Raw genomic sequence first — 22,600 nt, forward strand, 5'->3', positions numbered from 1 at the left:
GCCGCTCTCAACCAAGCGACTTTTGCCCGCCGGCTCAAACCGGCGGGCTTTTTCTTGATGCATCTCCTTTGCATTCAGGCGGGCAGGGGCTAAGGTTCGCTAATTCAGTTTCGGACATGTATTGATGCTAGCCAATCCCGGCAAGCTGTCGCGCAAGATCATCGGCACCCTGGTGGTTTTCTTTCTTGTGGCCGCCGCAGCCATCGGGCTGACACTGCTCATTTCCTGGCAGCTGGAAGGTGTCGCCGCTGCCATCAACGATGCCGGCAGTCAGCGTATGCGCACCTACCGCATGGCGCATCTGATGGCCCGTGGCCTGGAGTCGATGGGGCAGGAGACGACGGCCGCCCAGGTTCTGGTTGAGGAGCGTGAGCAGTTCGACCGGGTGTTGCGTGACCTGCAGTTGGGTGATCCGGCGCGTCCGCTATCGCCACCCCGTAATCTCGAAGTGCAGCACCGCTTGCAAGCGGTCGAAAGCATCTGGCACGACACGATGTTGCCACGGGTGGAGAAATATCTCGGCGGTGCACGGGATGAGCGGGAAGCCGCGCTCGACCAGTTCGACAGCGAACTCGAACCCTTCGTCAGCACCATCAACGAACTGGTCCTCGCCATGGAGCGCAGCTATGCCTCCGATACCAACCTGCTGCGCTCAGTCCAGGCGGCACTGGTTGTCCTGGCGATGATTGGCACCTACATACTGATCCGCTATTTCTGGCGCCTGGTCATTCGTCCGGTCGGCATCCTGCATGCCGGCATGCAGCGGATGACCGGCAATGATCTGACGGTCCGCTTACCGGTCGCTTCCGACGACGAGTTGGGTGGGTTGGCTCACGGCTTCAACCAGATGGCCGAACACCTTCAGGATGCCTACGGCACGCTAGAACAGCGGGTAGAGGCCGAAACCCGGCGCCTTGCGGAGCGCAATCACGAACTGGGCATTCTCTATTCGGTCACCACATTTCTCAGCGAGCCGGCTCCGGTCGAGGTGATGTGCGAGGGCTTCCTCGAGCGGATCAAGAGCGCGCTGGGGGCGGATGCCGGGGCGGTTCGCATGTTTGAGGCGCAGTCAGAAAAGTTGTACCTGATCACTTCCGAGGGGCTGTCCGACACCTTCCTTGAACGCGAGGGTGAAATGGACTGTGGCGACTGCCTGTGCGGTGAAGTTTTCCAGAGCGGTAGCTCGGCTGCCTTTGCGACGGTAACGCCGCCGGAAGGCATGAAGCTGCGCACCTGCATCCGCGAAGGCTTTGCCACCGCCACTGCCTTCAGCATTCTTTACGACAAGCAGCGGCTGGGTGTGTACAACCTCTATTTCTGGCGACCGCAGGCGCTTTCCGAGCAGGAAATCCATCTCCTTGAAACGCTCGGTCATCATCTCGGTGTGGCCATCGAAAACCAGCGCCTCAAATCCCGCGAAAAAGAGCTGGCCGTCTCCGAAGAGCGCAATCTGCTCGCCCAGGAGTTGCACGATTCGATCGCCCAGGGGCTTGCCTTCCTCAACATACAGGTTCAGTTGCTGCAGGACTCGCTACGCAAGGGCAAGGCCGAAGAGGCTATGCAGACAGCCAACCAGCTGCGTGAAGGGGTGCAGGAAAGCTATGACGACGTACGCGAATTGCTGGTGCATTTCCGGACCCGTGTTCATCAGTCCGATCTCGATACAGCGATCCAGTCTACGCTGGAAAAATTCGAGGGACAGACCGGCATCGCAACGCAGTTCGAGCGCATTGGAGCCGGCGTGGCGCAACTGCCGACGGACGAGATCCAGATCATGCACATCGTCCAGGAGTCGCTCTCGAATATCCGCAAGCATGCCCGGGCCAGCCAGGTACGGGTGGTCGTCAGGCGGGACAACGGGCGCATTGACATTGATATCGACGATGATGGGATCGGTTTCGATCCGGCCTCCGATCCCAACTGTCTGTCCGACCGTCATGTCGGCCTGAAGATCATGCGTGAGCGGGCCCACCGCATTGGCGGCGAATGTCGTATAACATCGAAACCCGGCAGCGGTTCCCGCGTTACGTTGACCCTGCCCCGCGAAAAGGTTGCCTGAAAATGAGCGAAAAAATCCGTGTCCTGCTGGTCGATGACCACACCCTGTTTCGTAGTGGCATCAAGTCTCTGCTGCAACGCAATGAGGATTTCGAGGTGGTCGGCGAGGCAGGGGACGGGCTGGAGGGGATCAAGCGCGTTCGTTCCCTGAAGCCCGACGTAACCTTGCTCGATTTGCACATGCCCGGTGTTTCCGGCCTGGAGGCGGTCAAGGTCATCGCCGAGGAAATGCCCGAGGTCAGCGTGCTGATGCTGACCGTGTCAGAGGACGCGCAGGATCTGGTTGATGCCTTGCGGGCCGGGGCCAGCGGCTATTTGCTGAAAAACATCGAGACTGATGCCTTGATTGATGCCATTCGTCGCGCTGCTCAGGGTGAGTCAGTCGTCTCGCAACAGATGACGGCGAAGCTGATCCAGGGCGTACGCAATCCGCCCAAGGTTGATGCGGCAAGTGCGGACCGCGATCGCTTTTCACCCCGTGAACGTGACATCCTGATCTCGCTGGCGCATGGGGAGAGCAACAAGGAAATCGCCCGCAAGCATGATCTGGCTGAAAGCACGGTCAAGATTCACGTGCAAAATATTTTCAAAAAACTGAACATGAGCAGCCGCGTTCAGGTTGCGCTTTATGCCGTCGAGCACGGCTACGGCCAGACCCGCCACAGTTGAGGCAGTGAGTGTCCCCCTGGGATCGGTGGCGTTAAAAACAAAACCCCGGCCGCCCAGGCCGGGGGATTTTTGCCGGTGCCAGACCTACGCGCCAGGCTGGTATTGCGATGGCATGGGGTGGGTGCGCTGCAGATGTTCGTAGGTTTCCGCCAGATCTTTGACATGCTCAAAATGGCCGGCATCCAGCGCATGCTGCATGTTTTCGATAATCATCGTGTGCAGACGGCAGACGCCATCGGGCGTGCATAACAGCACTTCGCTCATTTCTGCTGCGACGGTGACCGGAATATGTTCGTGTTCGGCAATCGCCTCTATTTCGCCACGCTCGAGGTCGCAGTAGTCAATAACATCCTGAATGGAAAGCATAAGTTCCTCCTGAATGGTGACATGAAAAGTCAGGTTACAACCCCTGCTTGTTATTTCTTTTCTGTCCGCCTTGTCGTTATTGTCGGTGGAGGATATATAAATTCTGGCTCAAAAATCGGGAAAAGCAAGGTGCTTCGGTAAGTCGATTATCAACTCAGATACGCAGACGGCCTTCCGGTAGCGGGTGGCCCAACTGCAGGCGGCTGATGGTCGGCAGCAGGTCGAGTCGCGTGTCCTTTTTCAGTTGTGTCGCCCGGCTGCGCAAATCGTCGAGCGAGACATCGATTGGTTCTCCGCCAGTGGCGAAAGCGATGGTGTTGCCGCTGTCGCACGAGGGAAAGACGGCAACCCGGTTGTCGAAGGCGGAGCGGATACGCTCGACGCTGCCGGCGAAACCCTTGTTGCGGCCGAGCAGGTTGAGGCTGCACAGGCCACGGTCGGAGAGGCGGCTGCGACAAGCCTGGTAGAACGGCTCGGTATCGAGCACCCCGGCCTTGGCATCAGGGTCGTAGCCGTCCACCAGGATCATGTCGAAACGCCGTTCACCGCCCAGCATGTAGTCCGCGCCGCAGCCGATCACCACGTCAAGACGAAGCGGGTCGTCTGGCAGTTTGAAATACTGGCGGGCGATGTACTCGACTTGTGGATTGATCTCGATCACCGTGATCCGGCAGTCGGGCAGGTTGCGATAGATGAATTTGGCCAGCGAGCCGGCACCCAGGCCGATCAGGAGTGCGTGACGAGGCCACTGGCCGGCCGGGCGCATGAGCAGGCCGGCCATCATTTCCCGTGTGTAAGCCAGTTCCAGCGACCAGGGGCGGGCAATGCGCATGGCTCCCTGGATCCAGTCGGAGCCGAAATGCAGGTTGCGTACGCCTGTATCTTCGCTGATATCGACTGAATGTCGGGGTGTCTTTTTGGCGGGTCTCATGGCGGCAAGCGCAAGAATCAGGGCGACCCATTGTATCAGGGCGCTCAATCCTGACTGGCGGGGTATGATCCCCGTCTGACATGAAGGAGTTGTTTGATGAGCGACCAGAACGATAATCGGAACAAGCCGGAATCACATGTGCTGCTGTGGAGCCTGGTGACGGCGCTCATTGTGTTCTTGATTGGCGCGATGTGGGCGGCCGACTACTTGTATGCCCCGGAGATGATCAATCCGGCTACCTTGCCGGATGCCGTCGGAAAATAGCTGGCTGGCGGACGCTGAATTCTTGTCGGCGAAAGGCGTCGCGCCTGACTGTCACCTTGGTACGGCGCTAGCTTATTGCCTCCGCACCAAGGGGCCGGAACCGATTTGGGGCAGCAAGCACCTTACTGGTGCTTGAGCTTGCCCTTTGCCCAGTTCCAGATGGCTTCGCCAACGTAGGGAAGAACCGCGCCACAGCTGATGGCAACAAGGGTTTCGGGCTCTAGCATCTTGATCTCCTCATCAGTTTGGGTTGCGATGAGGGTTTATACGCATGACTCGTGCCACAAAAAATAAATCCTCTCTGGGCGCGGGTTTCATGCCTGTTCGGGGGCATCCAGCCACGAACGAGCTTCGCTGAGCGAAGCAAATATTTTTGTCGGATAGGCGTTCATCGATGATTCTGCATAGGCCGTCGCCAGGGCAGTGACGTCGGGGGATATGGTCACCACGGCAATCCTGATTTGCGGATTGGTGAATGATGCCCCCTTGTCCAGCACGGAGATGTCATCCACATCTTTCTGTGAGGACGAGATGTCGTCAATGGCAAGGAAGTCATTGATGACATAGCGCAGGTCATCAAAGCGAGGATTGCCTTCAACGTCGGTTACCGATTGGACCATGTCGGCGCTGGTAACGTGGCCAAAATAACGTTTTACGACGCCCCGTGGCTCCCAAATGATTTCGTAACTCACAACAATCCCATCCAAACATATTTGTCAACAATGTAGCATATATGACGATAGTGGTAAATATTGTTTTCGGGTGAATGGGGCAGGCAAGTGCCATTCAGGCCGAATAATGGCAATCCGGTTCAAAGTGATCTTGCGTCTCAATCGGGTTGCCACAGCTGCTGCTGATTTACTTGGCCGGGAGTTGGCTCGGTGTAGCGACAAAAGGGAGCTTGCCGTTCGGTGCGCCGGCTATCTTTGGTCGGCAATGTGGGGTCGGTGCCTGGGTGCCAGTTGGGCACCCGGCGGCGGGGTTTGGGAAACCGCGACTGGTACCCCCAGGTGGAATCGAACCACCAATTCGCCCTTAGGAGGGGCGTGTTATATCCATTTAACTATGGAGGCACTTTGGAGGGCGAATTGTACCGGCGAGAAAGGCGTTGTGATAGATTTCAAAAATACAATATACCGAAAATAAGGAAATTGTCATGTTCGTAGGCTTTGAGCGGCGTCCGATCGCTCAGCAACTGATTCTGGCAACGATTGCCGCCCTGATTGTTGTCTTCTCCATCCTTGCCCTGGTTGTCCAGAACCGGGCAGATAGTGCGGCTGTGACCGTGGCCGAGCGTAATCTCGAACATGAGGCCAAGCTGATGGCCGGCATGCTGGATTCGATCTTTGACGCGGTCAAGGTGCGGGGTGAGGAGGAGTCACGTTATTTCAGCAAATTCATTGGTGCTTCTCCGGAGCCGGGGGCTGGTCTGGTCAAGACCGGCGCGATTGAGTTGCCGGTGGTCAAGGTCGGCAATGAAATCCTTAATGGCAATGACCGGCAACTCAAGGCCTTTCGCGATCTGACCGGGGACGATGCGGCTTTTCTGATCATTCGCGATAACAAGCTCTATCGCCTCGCCACGCTGTTGAAAGACAAGGATGGTAATAGCATGGCCGGCACCCAGATTCCTGATGCTGACCCGGTAGCCAAGGCGGTTCTGGCTGGAAAGGATTATCAGGGGTTGGCCATTCGCGGCGGAAAATACAATTTCAGCACTGTCAAGCTGCTCAAGGGGGCGGATGGCAAAGTTTGGGGGGCGCAGTCGGTGCGGATATCGCTCGACAACGATCTCAAACGCATACGTGATCAATTCGGGGGGCAGGTAGCCGGCAAGACGGGCTACGTGTATATCGTCCGACCGACCGACGAAAAAGCCATCGGAGAATTTGTCCTGCATCCCAAGTTGCAGGGAATGATGGTTGGCGATGCTGATCTGCCGGCCGTCACCAAGACAGCCATTGCCGAACTTCTGGCGCGCAAGAGCGGACTCTCCCGTTATGTGATGACCGATGCGGCGGGTGGTGAGCGCGAAAAAATTGTCTACGGGGCCACGTCAGCCGGCTGGGGCTGGATGGTCGCCACGGGCAGCTGGCTCGACGAATATCTGGAAGAGAGCCATGCCCTGCGCAATCTGGTTATTTTGATCAGCATCGCCGCTGCTTTTGTCCTGGCCACGCTGGTCTATCTGCTGGTCAGCTTCCGTTTGCGTGGCTTGGCCGGAGTGGTCGAGGCGGCGACGCGGATCAGCGGGGGTGACCTGCGGATTGATGGGCGGCAGGCGAGTGAGGCCGGCAGCCGGAACGAAGTACATGTCATCGGTGCCGCCTTTGGGGTGATGGCGGAAAGCGTCCGCAGTCTGGTGCTTGGCGTTTCAGCCTCGTCGTCGCAGGTGGGGGCGTCGGCCGTTGAACTGCAGAATGCTGCCCGTTCGGCACTTGCTTCGGCTGAACAAGCGGCGTCGTCGGCGAGTGGTATAGCGGCGTCGATGGAGGAGTTGTCGGTCAGCATCACTCAGGTGGCCGAGAACGCCAACCAGGCAGCGCAGATTTCGGAGAGCGCCAAGGAAGTGACCCAAACCGGACGTCAGGTGGTTTCCAGTACGGTTGTTGAACTTGAGCGCGTGGCCAGTGATATCAACGAATCGGCCAGCCTGATTGAATCGCTCGGTGAACGCTCGAAGCAGATTTCCAGTGTGGTCGGCGTGATTCGGGAAATTGCCGATCAGACCAACCTGCTGGCGCTCAATGCCGCCATCGAGGCGGCACGGGCTGGCGAGCAGGGGCGTGGCTTTGCCGTCGTGGCCGACGAGGTACGCAAGCTGGCTGAGCGGACATCGCTATCTACACAGGAAATTACTTCTACCGTGTCAGCCATACTTGATGAAACCGGGCGGGCGGTGCAGCGCATGCAAAATGTCAGCGCCAACATGAGCGAGAGTGTCGAGCTGGCCCGGCAGGCCGGCCAGTCGCTGCAAATCATCGATCAGCGGGCGCAGGAAACGGTGGAAGTGGTTCAGGGGATTGCCGATACCACCCGCGAACAGAGCGCGGCCAGCCAGGAAGTTGCCCGTCTGGTAGAGCAGATTGCCCAGGCTGCCGATGGCAGCAACAGTCGTGCCGTTGAAAACACGGCGCGGGCAGAGAACCTGCAGCACATGGCGGCCAACTTGCAGGGGCAGTTGGCGCGCTTTACCACCTGATCGTCGCGCAAGCGGATAAAATGCGTTTCTTCCTAACGCGGCGCCCTGCGGGGCGCCGTTTTCATTGCGACCAATGCCCTATCTAAAACTTTCTTCTGCCTGCCTTGCCTACGGTCACGTGCCGCTTCTCGATCATGCCGACTTCCTGCTCGATCCGGGCGAAAGGGTGGCCCTGATTGGCCGCAACGGTACTGGCAAGTCCTCCCTGTTGGCGGCAATGGCGGCCGGCTCCGGGCGGGGGCGGCTGGATGATGGCGAGGTCTGGGCGCAGCCCGGTATACGCGTTGGCTACGTGCCGCAGGAGCCGCCTTTCGAGGCCGAGGCGACGGTTTTTGAGGCGGTCAGTTCCGGCATGGGCGAAAGTTCGGCACTGTTGGCCGAATATCATGAGGTATCGCACAAACTGGGCGAGGCCGATGCCGATCATGAGGTCCTCCTCGAACGCATGTCCGAGTTGCAGCATGAACTTGAAGCACGCGGTGCCTGGGCCTACGAGGCCCAAGCCGAGCGGGTTATCGAACGTTTCGGTCTTGACCCTGACGCCAAAGTCGGCAGCCTGTCCGGTGGCCAGAAAAAGCGCCTGGCCCTGGCCCAGGCCTTGGCTGTGGCGCCCGAGGTGCTGCTCCTCGACGAGCCGACCAATCACCTTGATATTGCGGCTATCGAATGGCTGGAAAACCTGCTCATTGAATCGGGTGTGACGCTGTTTTTCATCACCCACGACCGTTCCTTCCTCGACCGCGTGTGCACCCGCATCGTCGAACTGGATCGCGGCAAGCTGGTCAGTTTTCCCGGCAGCTTCAAGGAATACCAGTTGCGCAAGGAAGCCTTGTTGCATGAGGAGGGTCTGGCCAATGCCCGGGCCGACAAACTGCTCAAGGAAGAAGAAGTATGGATTCGCAAGGGCGTCGAGGCGCGGCGAACCCGTGCCGTGTTTCGCGTCCAGCGGCTCGACAAGCTGCGCGCCGAGCGTCAGGCCCGGCGCGAGCGGATGGGTAAGGTCAATCTGCAACTTGATTCCGGTGACAAGAGTGGCAAGCTGGTGGCCGAACTCGAGCACGTTTATAAATCCTATGGTCAGCGGGAAATCGTGCGCGACTTCTCGACGCGCATCCAGCGTGGTGACAAGATCTGCCTGATCGGACCCAACGGAGCTGGCAAGACCACGCTGCTCCGCCTCATCCTAGACGAAATCAAGCCGGATTCCGGCATCGTGCGTCAAGGGACGAAAATGGATATCGCCTATTTCGACCAGTTCCGCACCCAGCTCGACCCCAACTCAACACTCTCCGATGTCATTTCACCGGGTTCCGACTGGGTCGATATCGGCGGCGCCCGCAAGCACGTCATCGGCTATCTCGAAGATTTCCTGTTCGCCCCTGAACGCGCCCGCTCGCCGGTCAGCTCGCTCTCCGGTGGCGAACGTAACCGCCTGCTGCTGGCCCGCCTGTTTGCCAAGCCGGCCAATGTGCTGGTCCTCGATGAGCCGACCAACGACCTCGATATCGAAACCCTCGAACTACTCGAAGAACTCCTGCAAACCTACGAAGGGACGCTGTTCCTGGTCAGCCACGACCGGACTTTCCTCGACAATGTGGTGACCCAGACCATCGCCGCCGAAGGCGATGGCACCTGGCAGGAATATGCCGGTGGCTACACCGACTGGGCAACCTACAAGGCCAGTGTCGCCAAGGATGTGCCGAAGGCCAGGGCCGAAGCCAAGCCGGTCGCCAAGTTGGCCGAGCCGGTCAAGGTGAGCGAACCGGTCAAGCCGAAGGGCGAAAAGCTGTCCTGGAAAGAACAGCGCGAGCTGGAGTCGCTACCGGCCAAGATTGCCGGGCTGGAGGCCGAGCAGGCCGAGTTGAGCCAACGCCTCGCCGATGCTTCGCTGTACCAGACCGATCCGGCCGCAGCGCAAAAGGCGTCTGACCGTCTGGCTACCATTGATGATGAACTGATGGCCATGCTGGAGCGTTGGGAAGGGCTTGAAGCACGCGCCGGGAACCCGGCCTGAGGCTGGCGTTCCAACGGTCCTTATGCGGGATAATTCATGAACACAACGAATGCTGGCTGGCGTACGCCAACGATCATCCTGATTGCCGGTTGCGTGATCCTGACGCTGTCGATGGGCGTCCGCCATACGGCCGGACTCTTTCTGCAGCCGATGAGCACCGATCACGGCTGGACGCGTGAAACCTTCTCGTTCGCCTTTGCCCTGCAGAATTTGATCTGGGGCCTCGGCTCACCGTTTGCCGGGGCCATTGCGGATCGCTTCGGGGCCGGGCGTACCTTGCTCGTCGCGGCGTCGCTCTATGTGCTCGGGCTAGTCCTCATGTCGCTTGCCCCGACGCCGCTGACCCTTGACCTGTCGGCCGGCCTGCTGATTGGCCTGGGGCTGTCGGGAAGTACCTTTCCGGTCATCATGGGGGTCATCGGCCGCCACACCACGCCGGAAAAGCGCAGTCTGGCCCTCGGTATCGCCAGTGCCGGCGGCTCTTTCGGCCAGTTTGCCGTACTCCCCATCGGCCAGATGCTGATTTCCACCTACGGCTGGCAAAGCGCGCTGGTCTTGCTGGCCTGCGGCGTCGGCCTGATTGCGCCGCTGGCCTATGCCATGGCTGATGGTCACAAGCCGTCGGCCGGGTCCGGGCAGTCGGTGGTCGAGGCGCTGCATGAGGCGAGCCGCGAGCGTAGCTTTCACTACCTGTTCTGGGGCTATTTCGTCTGTGGCTTTCAGACCGCCTTCATCATGTTGCACCTGCCGTCCTATCTGGTCGACGCCGGCATGTCGGCCAATATCGGCATGACAGCGGTGGCGCTGATTGGTCTGTTCAATATCTTCGGCTCGTTCTTTTTTGGCTGGCGGGGCGGGAACTCAAGCAAGAAAAACCTGCTGGTGTGGATTTACGCCCTGCGCGCCGTGGCCATTTTGATATTCATGCTGGTTCCCCTGTCGACCGCTGTCGCCTGGGCTTTCGCGGCAGTGATCGGCATCCTGTGGTTGGGTACCGTACCGTTGACTAACGGCCTGATCGCCCAGATTTTCGGGCTGCGCTACATGTCGATGCTGACCGGTGTGGTTTTTCTCGGGCACCAGCTGGGCAGCTTTCTCGGGGCCTGGATGGGGGGGCGTATTTTTGATGAAACCGGCTCTTACGCGCTCGCCTGGGCTATCTCCATCGGCTTGTCGGTGCTCGCTGCGATTTGCTCATGGCCGGTCAACGAGAAGCCGCTGGCACGGTTGGGGAAGGCAGCGTGACATCAAACTGGTCGTGGTTCCTGCGGGGCGTTGCAGTCGCCCTGGTGCTGGTGCTGCTGGCCCTGATCTTTACCGCTTACCAGATGCCCGAATTGCTCCTTGACTGGGCCAATCTGCGTTATTGCGGCTAACTGAGCGCCGCCTCGCCGTCAGCCTCGCGCGCCGGCATCGGCAACAGGCCGAGGCGCTGGCGTACGGCCTCTGGCGTGATATTGAGCAGTTCGCCGATGTCATGATAGTCGTCGGGCAAGGCCGGATCTTCCCAGCTATAGGACGAATGCCGGGCCAGGCGAACGGCCAGTGTGACATTGCGGACGCGTGGGTTGGCGGCGTTGTCCTCGTCCAGCAAATCGCGGAGTAATTCAGGCAGGTTCCAGACGCGACAGAGTTCCAGCTGGATTTCCTGGAAGGTGAAGCCCAGCGTCTGCCGTTGCGCCTCGGCGCTGCGCATCGTCGGGTTGGCCTTTTGCTGGTCGTGGATGGCGAGGCCGAGCTTGGGGGCGGAGCACCACACGAGAATTTCGGCGAGGTCATGCAGGAGGGCGGCAATGCGCACTTCTTCCATGGTCACATCATGTCGCCAGATTGCCCAGTCCTGCGCGTAGTCGGCGGCACGCTGGGCGCGGCGAACGATTTGCAGGACGCCGAGCAAGGCATGCGGCCCTGCTTCCTTGATCTGGTCTTCAATGGTGAACAGTTCGCGGAAATGGTTGAAAAAGGGTTCGATGCCGGCCATGACAACGGAGCTGGCGATGGTCGTGATGTCGTGTTGCAGGGAGCGGCCGCGCATGGGCTGGGTGAAGGCCAGGACACGCACCGTCATGATCGGGTCCTGGAGGATCAGGCGGGCCAGTTCGCGGGCGTCGACCCGATCAAGGTCGGCGCGCATTTCCTCGATTCGCCGCTTGGTGACACGCAGGACAGGCAGACCGTTATTGCTGAAGAACAGTGACCAGGCATCAAGATCCGGTAGCGGGTGGTCGAGCATCGGTGTCAGGCTTTCGCGAAAAGAATGGTGAAGGCGCCGAAAGGAGTTTAAGGGGGCGCAGGGCGGTGGGCAAGCGGAACGGCATGCGATAATCCGGGCCGGTCAAATTATCCATTTTCTGCCATGCGCTACGCCATCGTTCCGGTTACCCCCTTCGAGCAAAACTGCACTATTTTCTGGTGCGAGAACACCCGCCAGGCTGTGGTTGTCGATCCGGGTGGCGATATCGAGCGCATCATGCGTTTTCTGGCCGATGAACAGCTTGTTCTCGCCAAGATTCTCGTTACCCATGGCCATATCGACCATGCCGGCGGCGTCGCTGCACTTAGCGAAAAGAGCGGCATCACCGTTATCGAGGGGCCGCACGAGGAAGACCGTTTCTGGATTGAGGGCATGCCGCAGCAGAGCAAGATGTTCGGTTTTCCCAATGTGCGCAGCTTCGAGCCGACACGCTGGTTGAAGGATGGTGACAAGGTCGCTTTTGGCGAGATTGAACTCGATGTTCTGCACTGTCCGGGCCATACCCCTGGACATGTGGTTTTCTACCATGCGCCGAGCCACCTGGCCCAGGTTGGCGACGTGTTGTTCCAGGGCTCGATCGGCCGGACGGATTTCCCGCGCGGCGATCACGACACGCTACTACGTTCGATCAAGGAAAGACTCTTTCCTCTTGGTGACGGGGTCGATTTCATTCCCGGTCACGGGCCGATGTCGACCTTCGGCGAGGAGCGCAAGTACAACCCTTTCCTGAGCGGTCGCTTCGGCTGATCAGGTGGTATGGATTTTCGAAGCCCAGCCATAGCCTTCGAGTTGGGCTTCAAAGAAATTGTCGGCATCGATGCCGAGCGCGGCAAGTCTTGCTGATGCCGTATTGAGATCGTGCTTGTCGATGGCCGTCACTGCGGCGAGCAGTTCGCCGAGTGAGCCCTTGTGTTCGAGCAGGGCGGTCCGGGTAACTTCCGGCAGCGGTAACTGTCGCATGATTTCCGGCATGCTCATGCCGAGCAGGACATCGAGCAGTGAGAAGGTACCGACCATGAAGGCAGAATCTGCCAGATTCTCGACTGACGATGGCGGCGTGAGTTGCCCGGCCAGAAACTCGAAAAGATGTCCCCGGGCTGCGGCTTTCTGCAGCAGCGGATTGGGGTGCTGGCCATTGTTCGGGTCGGAAAAGACCAGTAACTGGAGCCAGCGCTGCAATTGCCGGCGGCCGAGCAGGTTGATGGCCTGATTGAAACTGGTAATCGGACTGCCCGGCGACAGCGCCGCCGAATTGACCAGGCGAAGCAGGCTGTAGGCGAGTTTTGGTTCTTCCCGGAAGATGCTGTCGAGACAGTCGGTGTCGGCATCGTCAGCGATCAGGGTCAATAATTTGAGGAGCTTGAGCCGGGTGATGTCGGCTTTTGTATTCGGTGCTGAACGGGTTTGCAGGAATTCGCAGGTCGACAGGATGCAGGCATTGCTCAAAATCCAGTTGCGGTCGTTATGCGTGTGTACGTTGGTGGCCACCAGCTTGGTTCGGCTGGCCATCCCGATCAGGGTGTAGGGGGGCAGGCTTCGGGCATGGCCGCAATCAACCAGCAGGCAATCCCAGCCGCCCGGACTGGGCAGCTTGTGCTCCGGAGAGGCTTTCAGTCCGAGCTGACGGCCCTGCGCGCGCAGGGCCGCTTCAAGCTGGCTTAGTGCCTCGGTATCCTCGGGTTTGGGGTGGGCCGGAAAAACGGTGACTGAACGCCCGGTCAGCGTTCCCGCGTCGTATCCACCGCTGACCGCCGGCAGAAACCAGGGATGACGCTGATCAAAGGTATCGAGCCGGGGCGATGAAAACAGCCGGAACAAGGTTTCGCTGTCGGGTGCCGTGGTTGCGAATTCAATGCGGTAGCCAGACCATGAGTCATCGGCCCCGAGTAGCGGATAAACGAAAACGGGTTCCGTGCCGGGCATTGGTTTTTCTCTCGGTTGTTTTGCGCGATATTAGCAAACTTGACAAAGTTGAACACAAACATCTGCGTCAGTCGTCATAATTAATTGCTCTCGTTAGTGGCATTTGGCCAGGGTCTTATAATCTGACCATGTTCCCTGACTACTGGACCCAAGCTACCGCCGAGCTGGCCCGCCAGGATGCAGCGATGGCCGACCTGATCGCGCGCCATCCCGGCGTGTCGCTGGCTTCCCGCGGCGACGCCTTCGGGACCTTGGCACGCTCCATCGTGGGCCAGCAGATTTCGGTCAAGGCGGCGGATGCGGTCTGGGGGCGATTTGCTGCGCAAGTTGGCGTCGTCTGTCCGTCACGCGTCGTCGAGTTGGGGGCGGGCGGGCTGGCCGGGTGTGGTCTTTCCCGGCGGAAAATTGAATATCTCTGCGATCTGGCCGGGCATTTTGCCAGCGGGCGGCTTGATCCGTCTGACTGGGTGCGCCGCGACGACGACTCGATCATCGCCGAACTGACCGCCGTGCGCGGCATCGGGCGGTGGACGGCCGAAATGTTCCTGATTTTCCACCAGTTGCGTCCGGATGTTTTTCCGCTTGACGACATCGGGCTCCAGCGCGCCGTATTTGCCCGCTATTTTTCCGGTGAAAAGCAGACGCGCCGAGGTCTCGCCGCGTTCGGCGAGCGTTGGCGTCCCTGGCGTTCGGTGGCTACCTGGTACCTTTGGCGCAGTCTCGATCCGGTGCCGGTCGAGTACTGAATCGGTCGCCGTTCTGCCTTTGGGGTAAAATGCGCGCCAACTTAGTAAACGAGCAGTCCATGAAAACTAGTTTCCTCGACTTCGAACAATCCATCGCCGACCTTGAAGCCAAGATCGAAGAACTGCGCTTCGTCCAGGATGATTCTGCCGTCGATATCTCGGAAGAGATTGATCGTCTGGAGAAGAAGAGCGGCCAGCTGACCAAGGAAATCTACGCCAAATTGACGCCCTGGCAGATCTCCCAGGTGGCGCGCCATCCGCAGCGCCCTTATACGCTGGATTACCTGTCGCTGATCTTCACCGACTTTGAAGAGCTGCATGGTGATCGCGCCTTTGCCGATGATCACGCCATTGTCGGTGGTCTGGCCCGCTTCAACGGCCAGCCGGTGATGGTGATCGGCCACCAGAAGGGCCGCGACACCAAGGAAAAGATTTATCGCAACTTCGGCATGCCGCGTCCCGAAGGCTATCGCAAGGCCCTGCGCCTGATGAAGCTGGCCGAGAAATTCGGCATTCCGGTGATGACCTTTGTCGATACGCCGGGTGCCTATCCCGGCATCGATGCCGAAGAACGCGGCCAGTCCGAAGCTATCGGTCGCAATCTGTATGTGATGGCCGAACTGAAGGTGCCGGTCATCGTCACCATCATTGGCGAAGGCGGTTCCGGCGGTGCGCTGGCCATTGCGGTCGGCGATACCGTGCAGATGCTGCAATATTCGACCTATTCGGTGATCTCGCCGGAAGGCTGCGCCTCGATTCTCTGGAAGAGTGCCGAAAAGGCGCCGGAAGCGGCAGAAACCATGGGCATTACGGCGCAGCGCCTGAAAACCCTGGGCCTCATCGACAAAATCGTCAACGAACCGCTCGGCGGCGCCCAGCGCGACCACGCGGCGATGGCGCAAAACCTCAAGAAGGCACTGCAGGATGCGCTCAAGCAGTTGTCCGGCCTGTCCACGGCTGAACTTTTGTCCACCCGCTACGAGCGGCTGATGAGCTATGGCCGCTACAAGGAAGAGCCTGTCAGCTGATCTTCAGGAACGGGTCGGCGCCTTTTGTGCCGCCCGTCTTCAGCCGGACGCGCACCTTTGGGTGGGGCTTTCCGGCGGTTGCGATTCGGTCGTGCTGCTGCATCTTCTGAGTCGTCTGGGTCGCGGCAAGCTTTCCGCCATCCATGTCCATCACGGACTTTCACCCAATGCCGACGTCTGGGCTGCTTTCTGTGCCGACTATTGCGAGCGGCTCGGCATTCCGCTGGTCATTCGCCATGTCAGGGTCGATCCTGCCTCTGGACAAGGCCTTGAGGCTGCTGCCCGTGCGGCCCGCTATGCGGCATTTGCCGAATGTGCCGGGGATTGCCTGGTGTTGGCGCAACATCGTGGCGATCAGGCCGAAACAGTCCTGTTCAACCTGCTGCGTGGCACCGGGGTAACGGGGGCGGCCGGCATGCCGGCCGAGCGCCGTTTCGGCCACTTGCGTCTGCTCCGCCCATTGCTCGATGTGTCGCGCGCCGAGATCGAATGTTACGCAGCCGCCGAAGGGCTGGCCTGGGTGGACGATGAGAGCAATGCCGACACCACGCTGACTCGCAACTTTCTGCGCCACGATACGCTGGTCGCCATCAGTCAGCGCTTTCCGGCGGCTGAAGCGTCTCTCGCACTGGCCGCCAGTCATTTTTCCGAAGCGGCTGGATTGCTTGATGAACTGGCATCGCAGGACTGGCTGCTGGCCGGCGACGGCGATTCAGCGTTGATGCCGGCCTTACGCCAGTTTTCGCCGCCGCGCCTGAAGAATCTATTGCGCCATCGATTGCGCGGCCTGGGCTGGCAGGTGCCTGTGGCGGCCCGGCTGGAGGAGTTTGCCCGGCAGTTGGTGTCGGCTGCGCCGGATCGTCATCCGGAACTGGTCCTGCCGGACGGAAAAATGTGCGTAATGCGCGGGCGGCTCTTCTGGCTTTCGAAAAAGCAATAAAGTGTGATCAAGCGCCTTTCCGCGGCGAATAGCCTTCAGTTACAATCGACAGATTACTTATTCCAAAAACAGGCCATGATTACTGGATCCATTGTCGCCATCGTTACGCCCATGCATGAGGATGGCAGCCTCGATTTGAACGCTTTCCGCAACCTGCTCGACTTTCATGTCAGCGAAGGGACCGACGGCATCGTGGTGGTTGGCACCACGGGCGAATCGCCGACCGTCAATGTCGAGGAACATTGTGAACTGATCAAGGTGGCGGTCGATCACATCGCCGGCCGGATCCCCGTCATTGCCGGCACGGGTGCCAATTCGACGGCAGAAGCCATCGAACTGACCGAGTTCGCCAAGAAGGCCGGCGCCAACATGGCCCTCTCGGTTGTCCCCTATTACAACAAGCCGACCCAGGAAGGCCTCTATCGCCACTTCAAGGCGATTGCCGAAGCGGTCGAACTGCCGGTTCTGCTCTATAACGTGCCGGGCCGCACGGTCGCCGACATGTCGAACGACACCATCCTGCGTCTGGCTGAAGTGCCGGGCATCGTCGGTGTCAAGGATGCGACCGGCAACCTCGATCGCGCCTGTGACCTGATTGCCCGCGCCCCGAAGGGTTTTGGCCTTTATACCGGTGACGACATGACGGCCGTGGCGACGATCAGCCTCGGCTTCCATGGCGATATTTCGGTAACGGCCAACGTCGCTCCGCGTCTCATGCACGAAATGTGTGTGGCCGCCGCCTCCGGTAATATCGTCCGGGCGCGGGAAATTCACTTCAAGCTGATTGGTCTGCATCGCGACCTGTTCTGCGAAGCCAATCCGATTCCGGTCAAGTGGGCGGTGCACCAGATGGGCCTTTCGCCCAATGGCATCCGTCTGCCGTTGACCACCCTGTCCGAATCCAACCAGGGCCGTGTTCTGGCCGCCATGCGCCAGGCTGGCGTACTCGCCTGAGCGGAGTAAATAATGAATCGTCGGCTTTCCGGTCTTTCCCTTTCCCTGCTCGCCATTGCGCTGGCCGGGTGCAGCATTCTTCCTGATTCGCGCAAAATCGAATACAAGTCATCGGGTAAGGCGCCAACGCTTGAAGTGCCGCCCGATCTGTCGCAGATTACGCGCGATGACCGCTATCTGGTGCCCGACTCTGCCGGCAAGGGTAGTGCGACCTTCTCGGCCTACAGTGCAGACCGCACGCCCCTCGCCCAGGCCCAGAACTCGGTGGTCCTGCCCCAGGTCGACAAGGTGCGTGTCGAGCGTTCCGGCAGCCAGCGCTGGCTGGTGGTTGCTGTACCGGCTGACAAACTGTGGGATACGGTCAAGGATTTCTGGCAGGAAACCGGGTTCATTATTTCCATCGAGCGTCCTGAAGCCGGCGTAATGGAAACTGACTGGGCGGAAAATCGGGCCAAGATCGGCCAGGATTTCATTCGTAATTCCGTTGGCCGCCTCCTTGATTCGCTGTACTCGACGGGCGAGCGCGACAAGTTCCGCACCCGTTTCGAACCGGGCTCAACGCCGGGAACGACGGATATTTTCATCAGCCATCGCTCCATGGAAGAGGTCTATACCTCGTCGGCCAAGGATGACACGCGCTGGCAGCCCCGCGCTGCCGATCCGGAACTTGAAGCCGAGATGCTGCGCCGCCTGATGGTTCGTCTGGGTTCGGAAGAGAAGCGTGCGGAAGTTCTGGTCGCCACGGCCAAGGTTGAGCCGCGTGCCATGTTGGCCAAGTCCGATGATGGCGCCGGTTCGCTCCAAGTGCTCGAGCGGTTCGACCGGGCCTGGCGTCGTGTTGGGCTGGCACTCGATCGCGTCGGGTTTACCGTTGAAGATCGGGACCGCTCGCGTGGCCTGTACTTTGTCCGCTACGTCGATCCTGAAATTGACAAGCTCAGCAAGAAGGACGACGGCTTCCTTTCCAAGCTCGCGTTCTGGAAGAGTGCAGAAGCGCCGGCCAGTTCGAAGGTGCAGTACCGCATTCACGTCAGTGATGCTGGCGATCAGAGCACCGTTAAGGTTCTCTCCGCCGAAGGTGGTACCGACAAGTCGGAAACAGCCAAGAAGATCCTCAGCCTGCTCCTCCAGCAGTTGCAGTGATCCGCTTTGCCTCGCTCGGCAGCGGCAGCGCCGGTAACGCGCTGCTCGTCGAGCACGGGGCAAGCTGCCTGATGCTCGACTGCGGCTTCGGGCTACGGGAAACCGTGGCCCGTTTGCAGCGTCTGGGCCGGGCCCCATCCGATCTGGCGGGAATTCTCGTCACCCATGAGCATGGCGACCATGTTTCCGGTGTCTTCAGGCTGGCCCGCAAGTTTGGCCTGCCGGTGTGGATGACGCATGGGACCTGGGTCGGCTGTCGTGAAAGCGATAATGATCTGGACCTGCGCATCATCGACAGTCATCGCGCGCTGTCAATTGGCGATATCGAGGTTCAGGCATTTCCAGTGCCGCATGATGCGCGCGAACCGGTGCAATATGTTTTTTCCGGTGCCGGATGCCGCCTCGGGGTATTGACCGATATCGGCGAGCCCACGGCGCATGTCTGCGCGATGCTGTCCGGTTGTGCCGGTCTGGTCCTTGAATTCAATCACGATGCGACGATGCTTGAACGCTCGGCTTATCCAGCCTCGGTCAAGCGGCGTATTGCCGGGCGCTACGGACATCTGGAAAACTCAGTTGCGGGGACCTTGCTGGGGAAAATCGACTGCTCCAATCTGCAGGCACTGGTCCTGGCGCATTTGAGCGAGCGAAACAATCACCCCGAATTGGCTCTTGGCGCCGCCACCAGGGCGCTTGGCTATACTGCCGAATGGATTGGGGTGGCCAGTGCCGATCAGGGATTTGACTGGCGAAGCATCGGTTAAAAATAAGGGTCAAAAAAACGGGGCCGAAGCCCCGTTTTTCGTTGCAGCAAGAAGATTACTTCTTGTCAGCAGCAGCCGGAGCAGCGGCCGGGGCAGCGGCAGCAGCCGGAGCAGCAGCGGCAGCCGGGGCGGCAGCGGCAGCAGCAGCCGGAGCAGCGGCTTCAGCCGGCTTGGCAGCTTCAGCAGCCGGAGCCGGGGCAGCGGCCGGAGCCGGAGCAGCAGCGGCCGGGGCCGGAGCCGGGGCAGCAGCCGGGGCTTCCGGCTTCTTGCCACAAGCGGACAGGGCAACGGCGAGCAGAGCAGCAACGAGGATAGACTTATTCATGAGATTTCCTTATCGACAAGAGGCAATAAAATCTGAATTGATCGGAGATCAGGAGATACCTAATCAGTCTCCGATTATAACAACAAATTATTTGCCTGGGCGAGACTTGCGGCAGGGTGCTTCGGGCCTCAACTCAGAGCCCCAGCGCAGTACTGTTAATGCTTTCGCCACCTTCTGCCCAGATTTCCCGGAATCGCGTCAAATAGGGGCGAATTTCATCCATTTCGTCGATCAGGAGTTTGCTGCGAGGCAGGTCGCGTTCGAAGCGGATCAGGGCATGCTTGTCGTCAACCAGGATCATGCTGTCACGCAAATGGGCGAGGTGGGGCGGCGTTTCGCGGGCACTGGCGCAGTGTGAAAAGGCGCTGAGCTGACCAAGTAGGAGTGGATGCGTTTGCCGCATGGGGCCCCCGTTACGTACGGCGATTTGCAGGGCATCGTCATGTCCGCCACGCAAAATGCGCTGGAGATGAAGCAGGCGGGGCGCTGAGTCCAGCTTCAGCAAGGCTAAGTCTTCGTCATAAATGCTTATCTTGTGGCAGGCAATGGCGAGCAGGCGATCCAGCGCCATCTGGTAATCTGTCCACGAGGTAATCAATTCGCGAGCCATAGCGCATAGTGTAACCGATTGATAGAATTCGCGCTTTTTCGGAGCTGACCGTGCCTATCGGGATCATCGCATCGCTGGACCATGAGGCACGGGGAATTACCCGTCAGGAGGGCAAAGCCATTTTTGTTGATGGTGCCTTGCCGGGAGAAACCGTCGAATACGCCAGTTTCCGCCGAAAGTCCAAGTTCGAGCTGGCTCACCTGGTTCGCGTCATCAAGGCGTCGAATGCCCGCGTTGCGCCGCGCTGCCCCCACTTTGGTGTTTGTGGCGGGTGTGCCATGCAGCACATGGACCCTTCGGCGCAGGTCGCCGCCAAGCAGCGGGTTCTCGAAGACAGTCTCTGGCACATCGGTCGGGTTCGTCCCGAAACCATGCTGCCGCCGATCCAGGGGGAGCCCTGGGGGTATCGTCACCGGGCCCGTCTGGCCGTGCGGCAGGTGGCCAAGGGTGGTCCGGTGCTGATCGGCTTCCATGAGTGGCGGAGCAGCTATATTGCCGATATCCGCAGCTGCGACATCCTGCCGCCGCATGTGTCGGCCTTGCTCATGCCGATGCGCGAACTCTTTGCCAAATTGACGGTGGCTGGTCAGATTCGCGAGGTCGAGGTGGCCGTTGGCGAGCACTGCACGGCCGTACTGCTACGCATCCTTGAGTCACTGACGGCGGCCGATGAGCGCTTGTTGCGTGCCTTTGCCGAGCATCACGAGATTGTCGTCTACCTGCAGCCCAAGGGGCCGGACTCTATTTGTCGCTTTCACCCGCTGCCGGGGCCACGTTTGTCCTATACGCTGCCTGAGTTCAACCTCGAGTTCGATTTCAAACCCAGCGATTTTACTCAGGTTAATCATGCGGTTAATCGGGTTCTGGTCCGTCGTGCCTTGCGCCTGCTTGACCCGCAACCGGGTGAGCGGATCGCCGACATGTTCTGTGGGCTGGGCAATTTCACCTTGCCCATCGCCCGCTCTGGTGCCCTGGTCGTTGGTGTCGAAGGCAGTGCCGGGCTGGTGGCGCGCGGCAAAGAAAGCGCTGTGGCGAACGGCCTGGCCGATCGTGTCGAGTACGGTGTTGCCAACCTCTTTGAATGCACGGAGCAGTCACTGTCCAAGCTCGGCCACTTCGACAAGATGCTGATCGACCCGCCACGCGAGGGGGCGGTCGAACTGGTCAGGGCGCTCGGCCATGATGCGCCGGGCCGCATCGTATACGTTTCCTGCAATCCTGGTACGTTGGCCCGTGATGCGGCAGTGCTGGTCGCCGAAAAGGGCTATCGTTTCGTCTCGGCCGGGGCCGTCAACATGTTCCCGCATACGGCCCACGTTGAGTCGATCGCCGTTTTTGAACGGACCTGAAAAGCAGCTCCGATGGACGTAAAAAAGGCGGCCTGGGCCGCCTTTTTTCATGAGGCCGACTGATCGCTCAGTCGCGTTCGCCGGTCAAAGCCATGATCAGTTGCAGCAGGCCGACAAAAACGTTGTAGACATCGAGGTAAACGGCCAGCGTCGCACTGACGTAGTTGGTTTCACCGCCTTGAATGATGCGGCTGATGTCGTACAGGATGTAGGCGGAAAAAATCCCGACCACGGCGACGGCGATGGTCAGCGACAGCGCCGGAATCTGGAAGAAGATATTGGTGACGGCGGCAAGCAGGACCACGATCATGCCGGCAAAGAGGAACTTGCCCATGCCGGAAAAGTCACGCTTGCTGACGGCGGCAACGGTTGCCATGGTAAAGAAAATGGCACCGGTTCCACCTGCCGCCATGGCGATCATCGATCCGCCGTTGGAGAAGCCCAGCGAAACCTGCAGGATGCGCGACAGCATGAGGCCCATGAAGAAGGTGAAGCCAAGCAGCAGGGCGACACCCAGTCCACTGTCCTTGTTCTTCTCGATGCCCCACATGAAGCCGAAAGCAATGCCCATGAACAGCAGGAAGGAGATGAAGGGGCTGCCCGCGAAGAAGCTGAATCCCATCTGGATGCCGAGCAGTGCGCCGATGACGGTCGGCACCATGGACAGGCCGAGCAGCATGTAGGTGTTGCGGAGAACGCGATTCTGCTGAAGCGCGAGTCCCGAGGAGCCTTGGCTGGCAATCTCGAAGTTGGTATTCATGCGGGAAACTCCCTTTTGTGGTTTCGACAGAGGCTAAGACTAACGGAGCGGCGCTGAAGTTTCAATTATTCCCGCACACGTCGGCCGGATAGCTCCCGAGGTGACTGTGTTATCATGCGCGCCTTCCGGGTCTGTGGCAGAGTGGTTGAATGCACCGGTCTTGAAAACCGGCGTGCTGAAAAGCATCGTGAGTTCGAATCTCACCGGACCCGCCAGAACATGTTGCAAGACGGCCCTTCTCGGGCCGTTTTCCTTTCTGCCCGTACTGATGCTGGTCCCCTGACCAGTCCGCGAGAGTCT

The 22,600-nt window shown here is 59.6% G+C and carries 23 protein-coding genes and 2 tRNA genes; 16 read left to right on the plus strand and 9 right to left on the minus strand.

Annotated features, from left to right (window positions below; translation table 11 throughout):
* The first annotated feature begins 124 nt into the window (after positions 1–124).
* Both HYN24_RS03795 and HYN24_RS03800 read left to right on the plus strand, forming a co-directional pair.
* Entirely contained in the window at positions 125–2,059 is a 1,935-nt protein-coding gene (locus HYN24_RS03795; RefSeq protein WP_117608026.1) for a type IV pili methyl-accepting chemotaxis transducer N-terminal domain-containing protein, read from the plus strand.
* 2 nt (positions 2,060–2,061) lie between these two features.
* Positions 2,062–2,727 (plus strand): response regulator transcription factor, encoded by a 666-nt coding sequence (locus HYN24_RS03800; RefSeq protein WP_117608027.1) that lies wholly within the window; start codon positions 2,062–2,064, stop codon positions 2,725–2,727.
* 84 nt (positions 2,728–2,811) lie between these two features.
* On the opposite strand, the gene HYN24_RS03805 is transcribed toward HYN24_RS03800, so the two are convergent.
* Positions 2,812–3,093: a hypothetical protein gene (locus tag HYN24_RS03805; protein ID WP_117608028.1), complete on the minus strand. Its 282-nt coding sequence runs from the start codon at positions 3,091–3,093 to the stop codon at positions 2,812–2,814.
* A gap of 154 nt (positions 3,094–3,247) precedes the next feature.
* Positions 3,248–4,024: a spermidine synthase gene (locus HYN24_RS03810; protein WP_117608029.1), complete on the minus strand. Its 777-nt coding sequence runs from the start codon at positions 4,022–4,024 to the stop codon at positions 3,248–3,250.
* A gap of 96 nt (positions 4,025–4,120) precedes the next feature.
* Here HYN24_RS03810 and HYN24_RS15765 point away from each other — a divergent pair, with 96 nt between their 5' ends.
* A complete protein-coding gene (locus tag HYN24_RS15765; RefSeq protein ID WP_162888583.1) occupies positions 4,121–4,288 on the plus strand; it encodes a hypothetical protein in 168 nt (55 codons plus the stop codon).
* A 314-nt stretch (positions 4,289–4,602) separates the two neighbouring features.
* On the opposite strand, the gene HYN24_RS03815 is transcribed toward HYN24_RS15765, so the two are convergent.
* Complete coding sequence (locus HYN24_RS03815; protein ID WP_117608030.1) at positions 4,603–4,980, minus strand: hypothetical protein; 378 nt, start codon at positions 4,978–4,980, stop codon at positions 4,603–4,605.
* A gap of 306 nt (positions 4,981–5,286) precedes the next feature.
* Positions 5,287–5,361, minus strand: a tRNA-Arg gene (locus tag HYN24_RS03820).
* 83 nt (positions 5,362–5,444) lie between these two features.
* Here HYN24_RS03820 and HYN24_RS03825 point away from each other — a divergent pair.
* The 4 genes from HYN24_RS03825 to HYN24_RS16255 all read left to right on the plus strand — a co-directional run bounded on the left by HYN24_RS03825 (position 5,445) and on the right by HYN24_RS16255 (position 10,880).
* Complete coding sequence (locus tag HYN24_RS03825) at positions 5,445–7,490, plus strand: methyl-accepting chemotaxis protein (protein ID WP_117608031.1); 2,046 nt, start codon at positions 5,445–5,447, stop codon at positions 7,488–7,490.
* 73 nt (positions 7,491–7,563) lie between these two features.
* Positions 7,564–9,504: an ATP-binding cassette domain-containing protein gene (locus HYN24_RS03830; protein WP_117608032.1), complete on the plus strand. Its 1,941-nt coding sequence runs from the start codon at positions 7,564–7,566 to the stop codon at positions 9,502–9,504.
* 36 nt (positions 9,505–9,540) lie between these two features.
* Positions 9,541–10,749: an MFS transporter gene (locus HYN24_RS03835; protein WP_117608033.1), complete on the plus strand. Its 1,209-nt coding sequence runs from the start codon at positions 9,541–9,543 to the stop codon at positions 10,747–10,749.
* The gene (locus HYN24_RS16255; RefSeq protein WP_256372103.1) at positions 10,746–10,880 is read left to right on the plus strand and encodes a hypothetical protein; all 135 of its coding nucleotides are present in this window, start codon (positions 10,746–10,748) and stop codon (positions 10,878–10,880) included. The genes HYN24_RS03835 and HYN24_RS16255 overlap by 4 nt, the downstream gene beginning before the upstream one ends.
* Here HYN24_RS16255 and HYN24_RS03840 read toward each other — a convergent pair.
* Positions 10,877–11,737 carry an HDOD domain-containing protein gene (locus HYN24_RS03840; protein ID WP_117608034.1) on the minus strand — a complete coding sequence of 287 codons (861 nt, stop codon included), beginning with the start codon at positions 11,735–11,737 and terminating at the stop codon, positions 10,877–10,879. The two genes, HYN24_RS16255 and HYN24_RS03840, sit on opposite strands and share 4 nt — an antisense overlap.
* Before the next feature lie 123 nt (positions 11,738–11,860).
* Between HYN24_RS03840 and HYN24_RS03845 the strand changes: the two genes are divergently transcribed.
* Positions 11,861–12,505: an MBL fold metallo-hydrolase gene (locus HYN24_RS03845; RefSeq protein WP_117608035.1), complete on the plus strand. Its 645-nt coding sequence runs from the start codon at positions 11,861–11,863 to the stop codon at positions 12,503–12,505.
* Here HYN24_RS03845 and HYN24_RS03850 read toward each other — a convergent pair whose 3' ends face one another.
* Entirely contained in the window at positions 12,506–13,681 is a 1,176-nt protein-coding gene (locus tag HYN24_RS03850) for an EAL and HDOD domain-containing protein (RefSeq protein WP_117608036.1), read from the minus strand.
* 128 nt (positions 13,682–13,809) lie between these two features.
* Here HYN24_RS03850 and HYN24_RS03855 point away from each other — a divergent pair, with 128 nt between their 5' ends.
* The 6 genes from HYN24_RS03855 to HYN24_RS03880 all read left to right on the plus strand — a co-directional run bounded on the left by HYN24_RS03855 (position 13,810) and on the right by HYN24_RS03880 (position 19,256).
* Positions 13,810–14,427 carry a DNA-3-methyladenine glycosylase gene (locus tag HYN24_RS03855; RefSeq protein WP_117608037.1) on the plus strand — a complete coding sequence of 206 codons (618 nt, stop codon included), beginning with the start codon at positions 13,810–13,812 and terminating at the stop codon, positions 14,425–14,427.
* A gap of 59 nt (positions 14,428–14,486) precedes the next feature.
* Positions 14,487–15,455 (plus strand): acetyl-CoA carboxylase carboxyltransferase subunit alpha, encoded by a 969-nt coding sequence (locus HYN24_RS03860; protein ID WP_117608038.1) that lies wholly within the window; start codon positions 14,487–14,489, stop codon positions 15,453–15,455.
* Positions 15,424–16,395 carry a tRNA lysidine(34) synthetase TilS gene (tilS, locus tag HYN24_RS03865; protein ID WP_117608039.1) on the plus strand — a complete coding sequence of 324 codons (972 nt, stop codon included), beginning with the start codon at positions 15,424–15,426 and terminating at the stop codon, positions 16,393–16,395. The genes HYN24_RS03860 and tilS overlap by 32 nt, the downstream gene beginning before the upstream one ends.
* A 75-nt stretch (positions 16,396–16,470) precedes the next feature.
* The gene (gene dapA / locus HYN24_RS03870; protein ID WP_117608040.1) at positions 16,471–17,349 is read left to right on the plus strand and encodes a 4-hydroxy-tetrahydrodipicolinate synthase; all 879 of its coding nucleotides are present in this window, start codon (positions 16,471–16,473) and stop codon (positions 17,347–17,349) included.
* Positions 17,350–17,361: 12 nt separating this feature from the next.
* Complete coding sequence (bamC, locus tag HYN24_RS03875) at positions 17,362–18,492, plus strand: outer membrane protein assembly factor BamC (RefSeq protein ID WP_117608041.1); 1,131 nt, start codon at positions 17,362–17,364, stop codon at positions 18,490–18,492.
* Positions 18,489–19,256: an MBL fold metallo-hydrolase gene (locus HYN24_RS03880; protein WP_117608042.1), complete on the plus strand. Its 768-nt coding sequence runs from the start codon at positions 18,489–18,491 to the stop codon at positions 19,254–19,256. Before bamC ends, HYN24_RS03880 begins: the two co-directional genes overlap by 4 nt.
* Positions 19,257–19,311: 55 nt before the next feature.
* On the opposite strand, the gene HYN24_RS03885 is transcribed toward HYN24_RS03880, so the two are convergent.
* Together HYN24_RS03885 and HYN24_RS03890 are read right to left on the minus strand one after the other, a co-directional pair.
* Positions 19,312–19,581 carry a hypothetical protein gene (locus tag HYN24_RS03885; protein ID WP_117608043.1) on the minus strand — a complete coding sequence of 90 codons (270 nt, stop codon included), beginning with the start codon at positions 19,579–19,581 and terminating at the stop codon, positions 19,312–19,314.
* Between the two features lie 133 nt (positions 19,582–19,714).
* Entirely contained in the window at positions 19,715–20,191 is a 477-nt protein-coding gene (locus tag HYN24_RS03890; RefSeq protein ID WP_117608044.1) for a hypothetical protein, read from the minus strand.
* Between the two features lie 50 nt (positions 20,192–20,241).
* Here HYN24_RS03890 and rlmD point away from each other — a divergent pair, with 50 nt between their 5' ends.
* Positions 20,242–21,540, plus strand: coding sequence for a 23S rRNA (uracil(1939)-C(5))-methyltransferase RlmD (gene rlmD, locus HYN24_RS03895; protein ID WP_117608045.1), 1,299 nt, complete (start codon positions 20,242–20,244; stop codon positions 21,538–21,540).
* A gap of 67 nt (positions 21,541–21,607) precedes the next feature.
* Here rlmD and HYN24_RS03900 read toward each other — a convergent pair whose 3' ends face one another.
* Positions 21,608–22,300 (minus strand): Bax inhibitor-1/YccA family protein, encoded by a 693-nt coding sequence (locus tag HYN24_RS03900; RefSeq protein WP_117608046.1) that lies wholly within the window; start codon positions 22,298–22,300, stop codon positions 21,608–21,610.
* Between the two features lie 127 nt (positions 22,301–22,427).
* On the opposite strand from HYN24_RS03900, the gene HYN24_RS03905 reads away from it, so the two are divergent.
* Positions 22,428–22,515 (plus strand) — tRNA-Ser (locus tag HYN24_RS03905).
* Positions 22,516–22,600: the final 85 nt, after the last annotated feature.

Source organism: Dechloromonas sp. HYN0024 (assembly GCF_003441615.1).
In the GTDB taxonomy this organism is placed as follows: domain Bacteria; phylum Pseudomonadota; class Gammaproteobacteria; order Burkholderiales; family Rhodocyclaceae; genus Azonexus.

Excerpts from the sequence above, each read along its gene's own strand:
- HYN24_RS03885 (WP_117608043.1), bottom strand. The coding sequence starts at position 19,581 with ATGAATAAGTCTATCCTCGTTGCTGCTCTGCTCGCCGTTGCCCTGTCC.
- HYN24_RS03805 (WP_117608028.1), bottom strand. The coding sequence starts at position 3,093 with ATGCTTTCCATTCAGGATGTTATTGACTACTGCGACCTCGAGCGTGGC.
- HYN24_RS03835 (WP_117608033.1), top strand. The coding sequence starts at position 9,541 with ATGAACACAACGAATGCTGGCTGGCGTACGCCAACGATCATCCTGATT.
- HYN24_RS03830 (WP_117608032.1), top strand. The coding sequence starts at position 7,564 with ATGCCCTATCTAAAACTTTCTTCTGCCTGCCTTGCCTACGGTCACGTG.
- HYN24_RS03810 (WP_117608029.1), bottom strand. The coding sequence starts at position 4,024 with ATGAGACCCGCCAAAAAGACACCCCGACATTCAGTCGATATCAGCGAA.
- HYN24_RS03840 (WP_117608034.1), bottom strand. The coding sequence starts at position 11,737 with ATGCTCGACCACCCGCTACCGGATCTTGATGCCTGGTCACTGTTCTTC.
- bamC (WP_117608041.1), top strand. The coding sequence starts at position 17,362 with ATGAATCGTCGGCTTTCCGGTCTTTCCCTTTCCCTGCTCGCCATTGCG.
- HYN24_RS15765 (WP_162888583.1), top strand. The coding sequence starts at position 4,121 with ATGAGCGACCAGAACGATAATCGGAACAAGCCGGAATCACATGTGCTG.
- HYN24_RS03855 (WP_117608037.1), top strand. The coding sequence starts at position 13,810 with ATGTTCCCTGACTACTGGACCCAAGCTACCGCCGAGCTGGCCCGCCAG.
- HYN24_RS03825 (WP_117608031.1), top strand. The coding sequence starts at position 5,445 with ATGTTCGTAGGCTTTGAGCGGCGTCCGATCGCTCAGCAACTGATTCTG.
- HYN24_RS03890 (WP_117608044.1), bottom strand. The coding sequence starts at position 20,191 with ATGGCTCGCGAATTGATTACCTCGTGGACAGATTACCAGATGGCGCTG.
- HYN24_RS03860 (WP_117608038.1), top strand. The coding sequence starts at position 14,487 with ATGAAAACTAGTTTCCTCGACTTCGAACAATCCATCGCCGACCTTGAA.
- HYN24_RS03795 (WP_117608026.1), top strand. The coding sequence starts at position 125 with ATGCTAGCCAATCCCGGCAAGCTGTCGCGCAAGATCATCGGCACCCTG.
- HYN24_RS03800 (WP_117608027.1), top strand. The coding sequence starts at position 2,062 with ATGAGCGAAAAAATCCGTGTCCTGCTGGTCGATGACCACACCCTGTTT.
- tilS (WP_117608039.1), top strand. The coding sequence starts at position 15,424 with ATGGCCGCTACAAGGAAGAGCCTGTCAGCTGATCTTCAGGAACGGGTC.
- HYN24_RS03845 (WP_117608035.1), top strand. The coding sequence starts at position 11,861 with ATGCGCTACGCCATCGTTCCGGTTACCCCCTTCGAGCAAAACTGCACT.
- dapA (WP_117608040.1), top strand. The coding sequence starts at position 16,471 with ATGATTACTGGATCCATTGTCGCCATCGTTACGCCCATGCATGAGGAT.
- HYN24_RS03900 (WP_117608046.1), bottom strand. The coding sequence starts at position 22,300 with ATGAATACCAACTTCGAGATTGCCAGCCAAGGCTCCTCGGGACTCGCG.
- HYN24_RS03850 (WP_117608036.1), bottom strand. The coding sequence starts at position 13,681 with ATGCCCGGCACGGAACCCGTTTTCGTTTATCCGCTACTCGGGGCCGAT.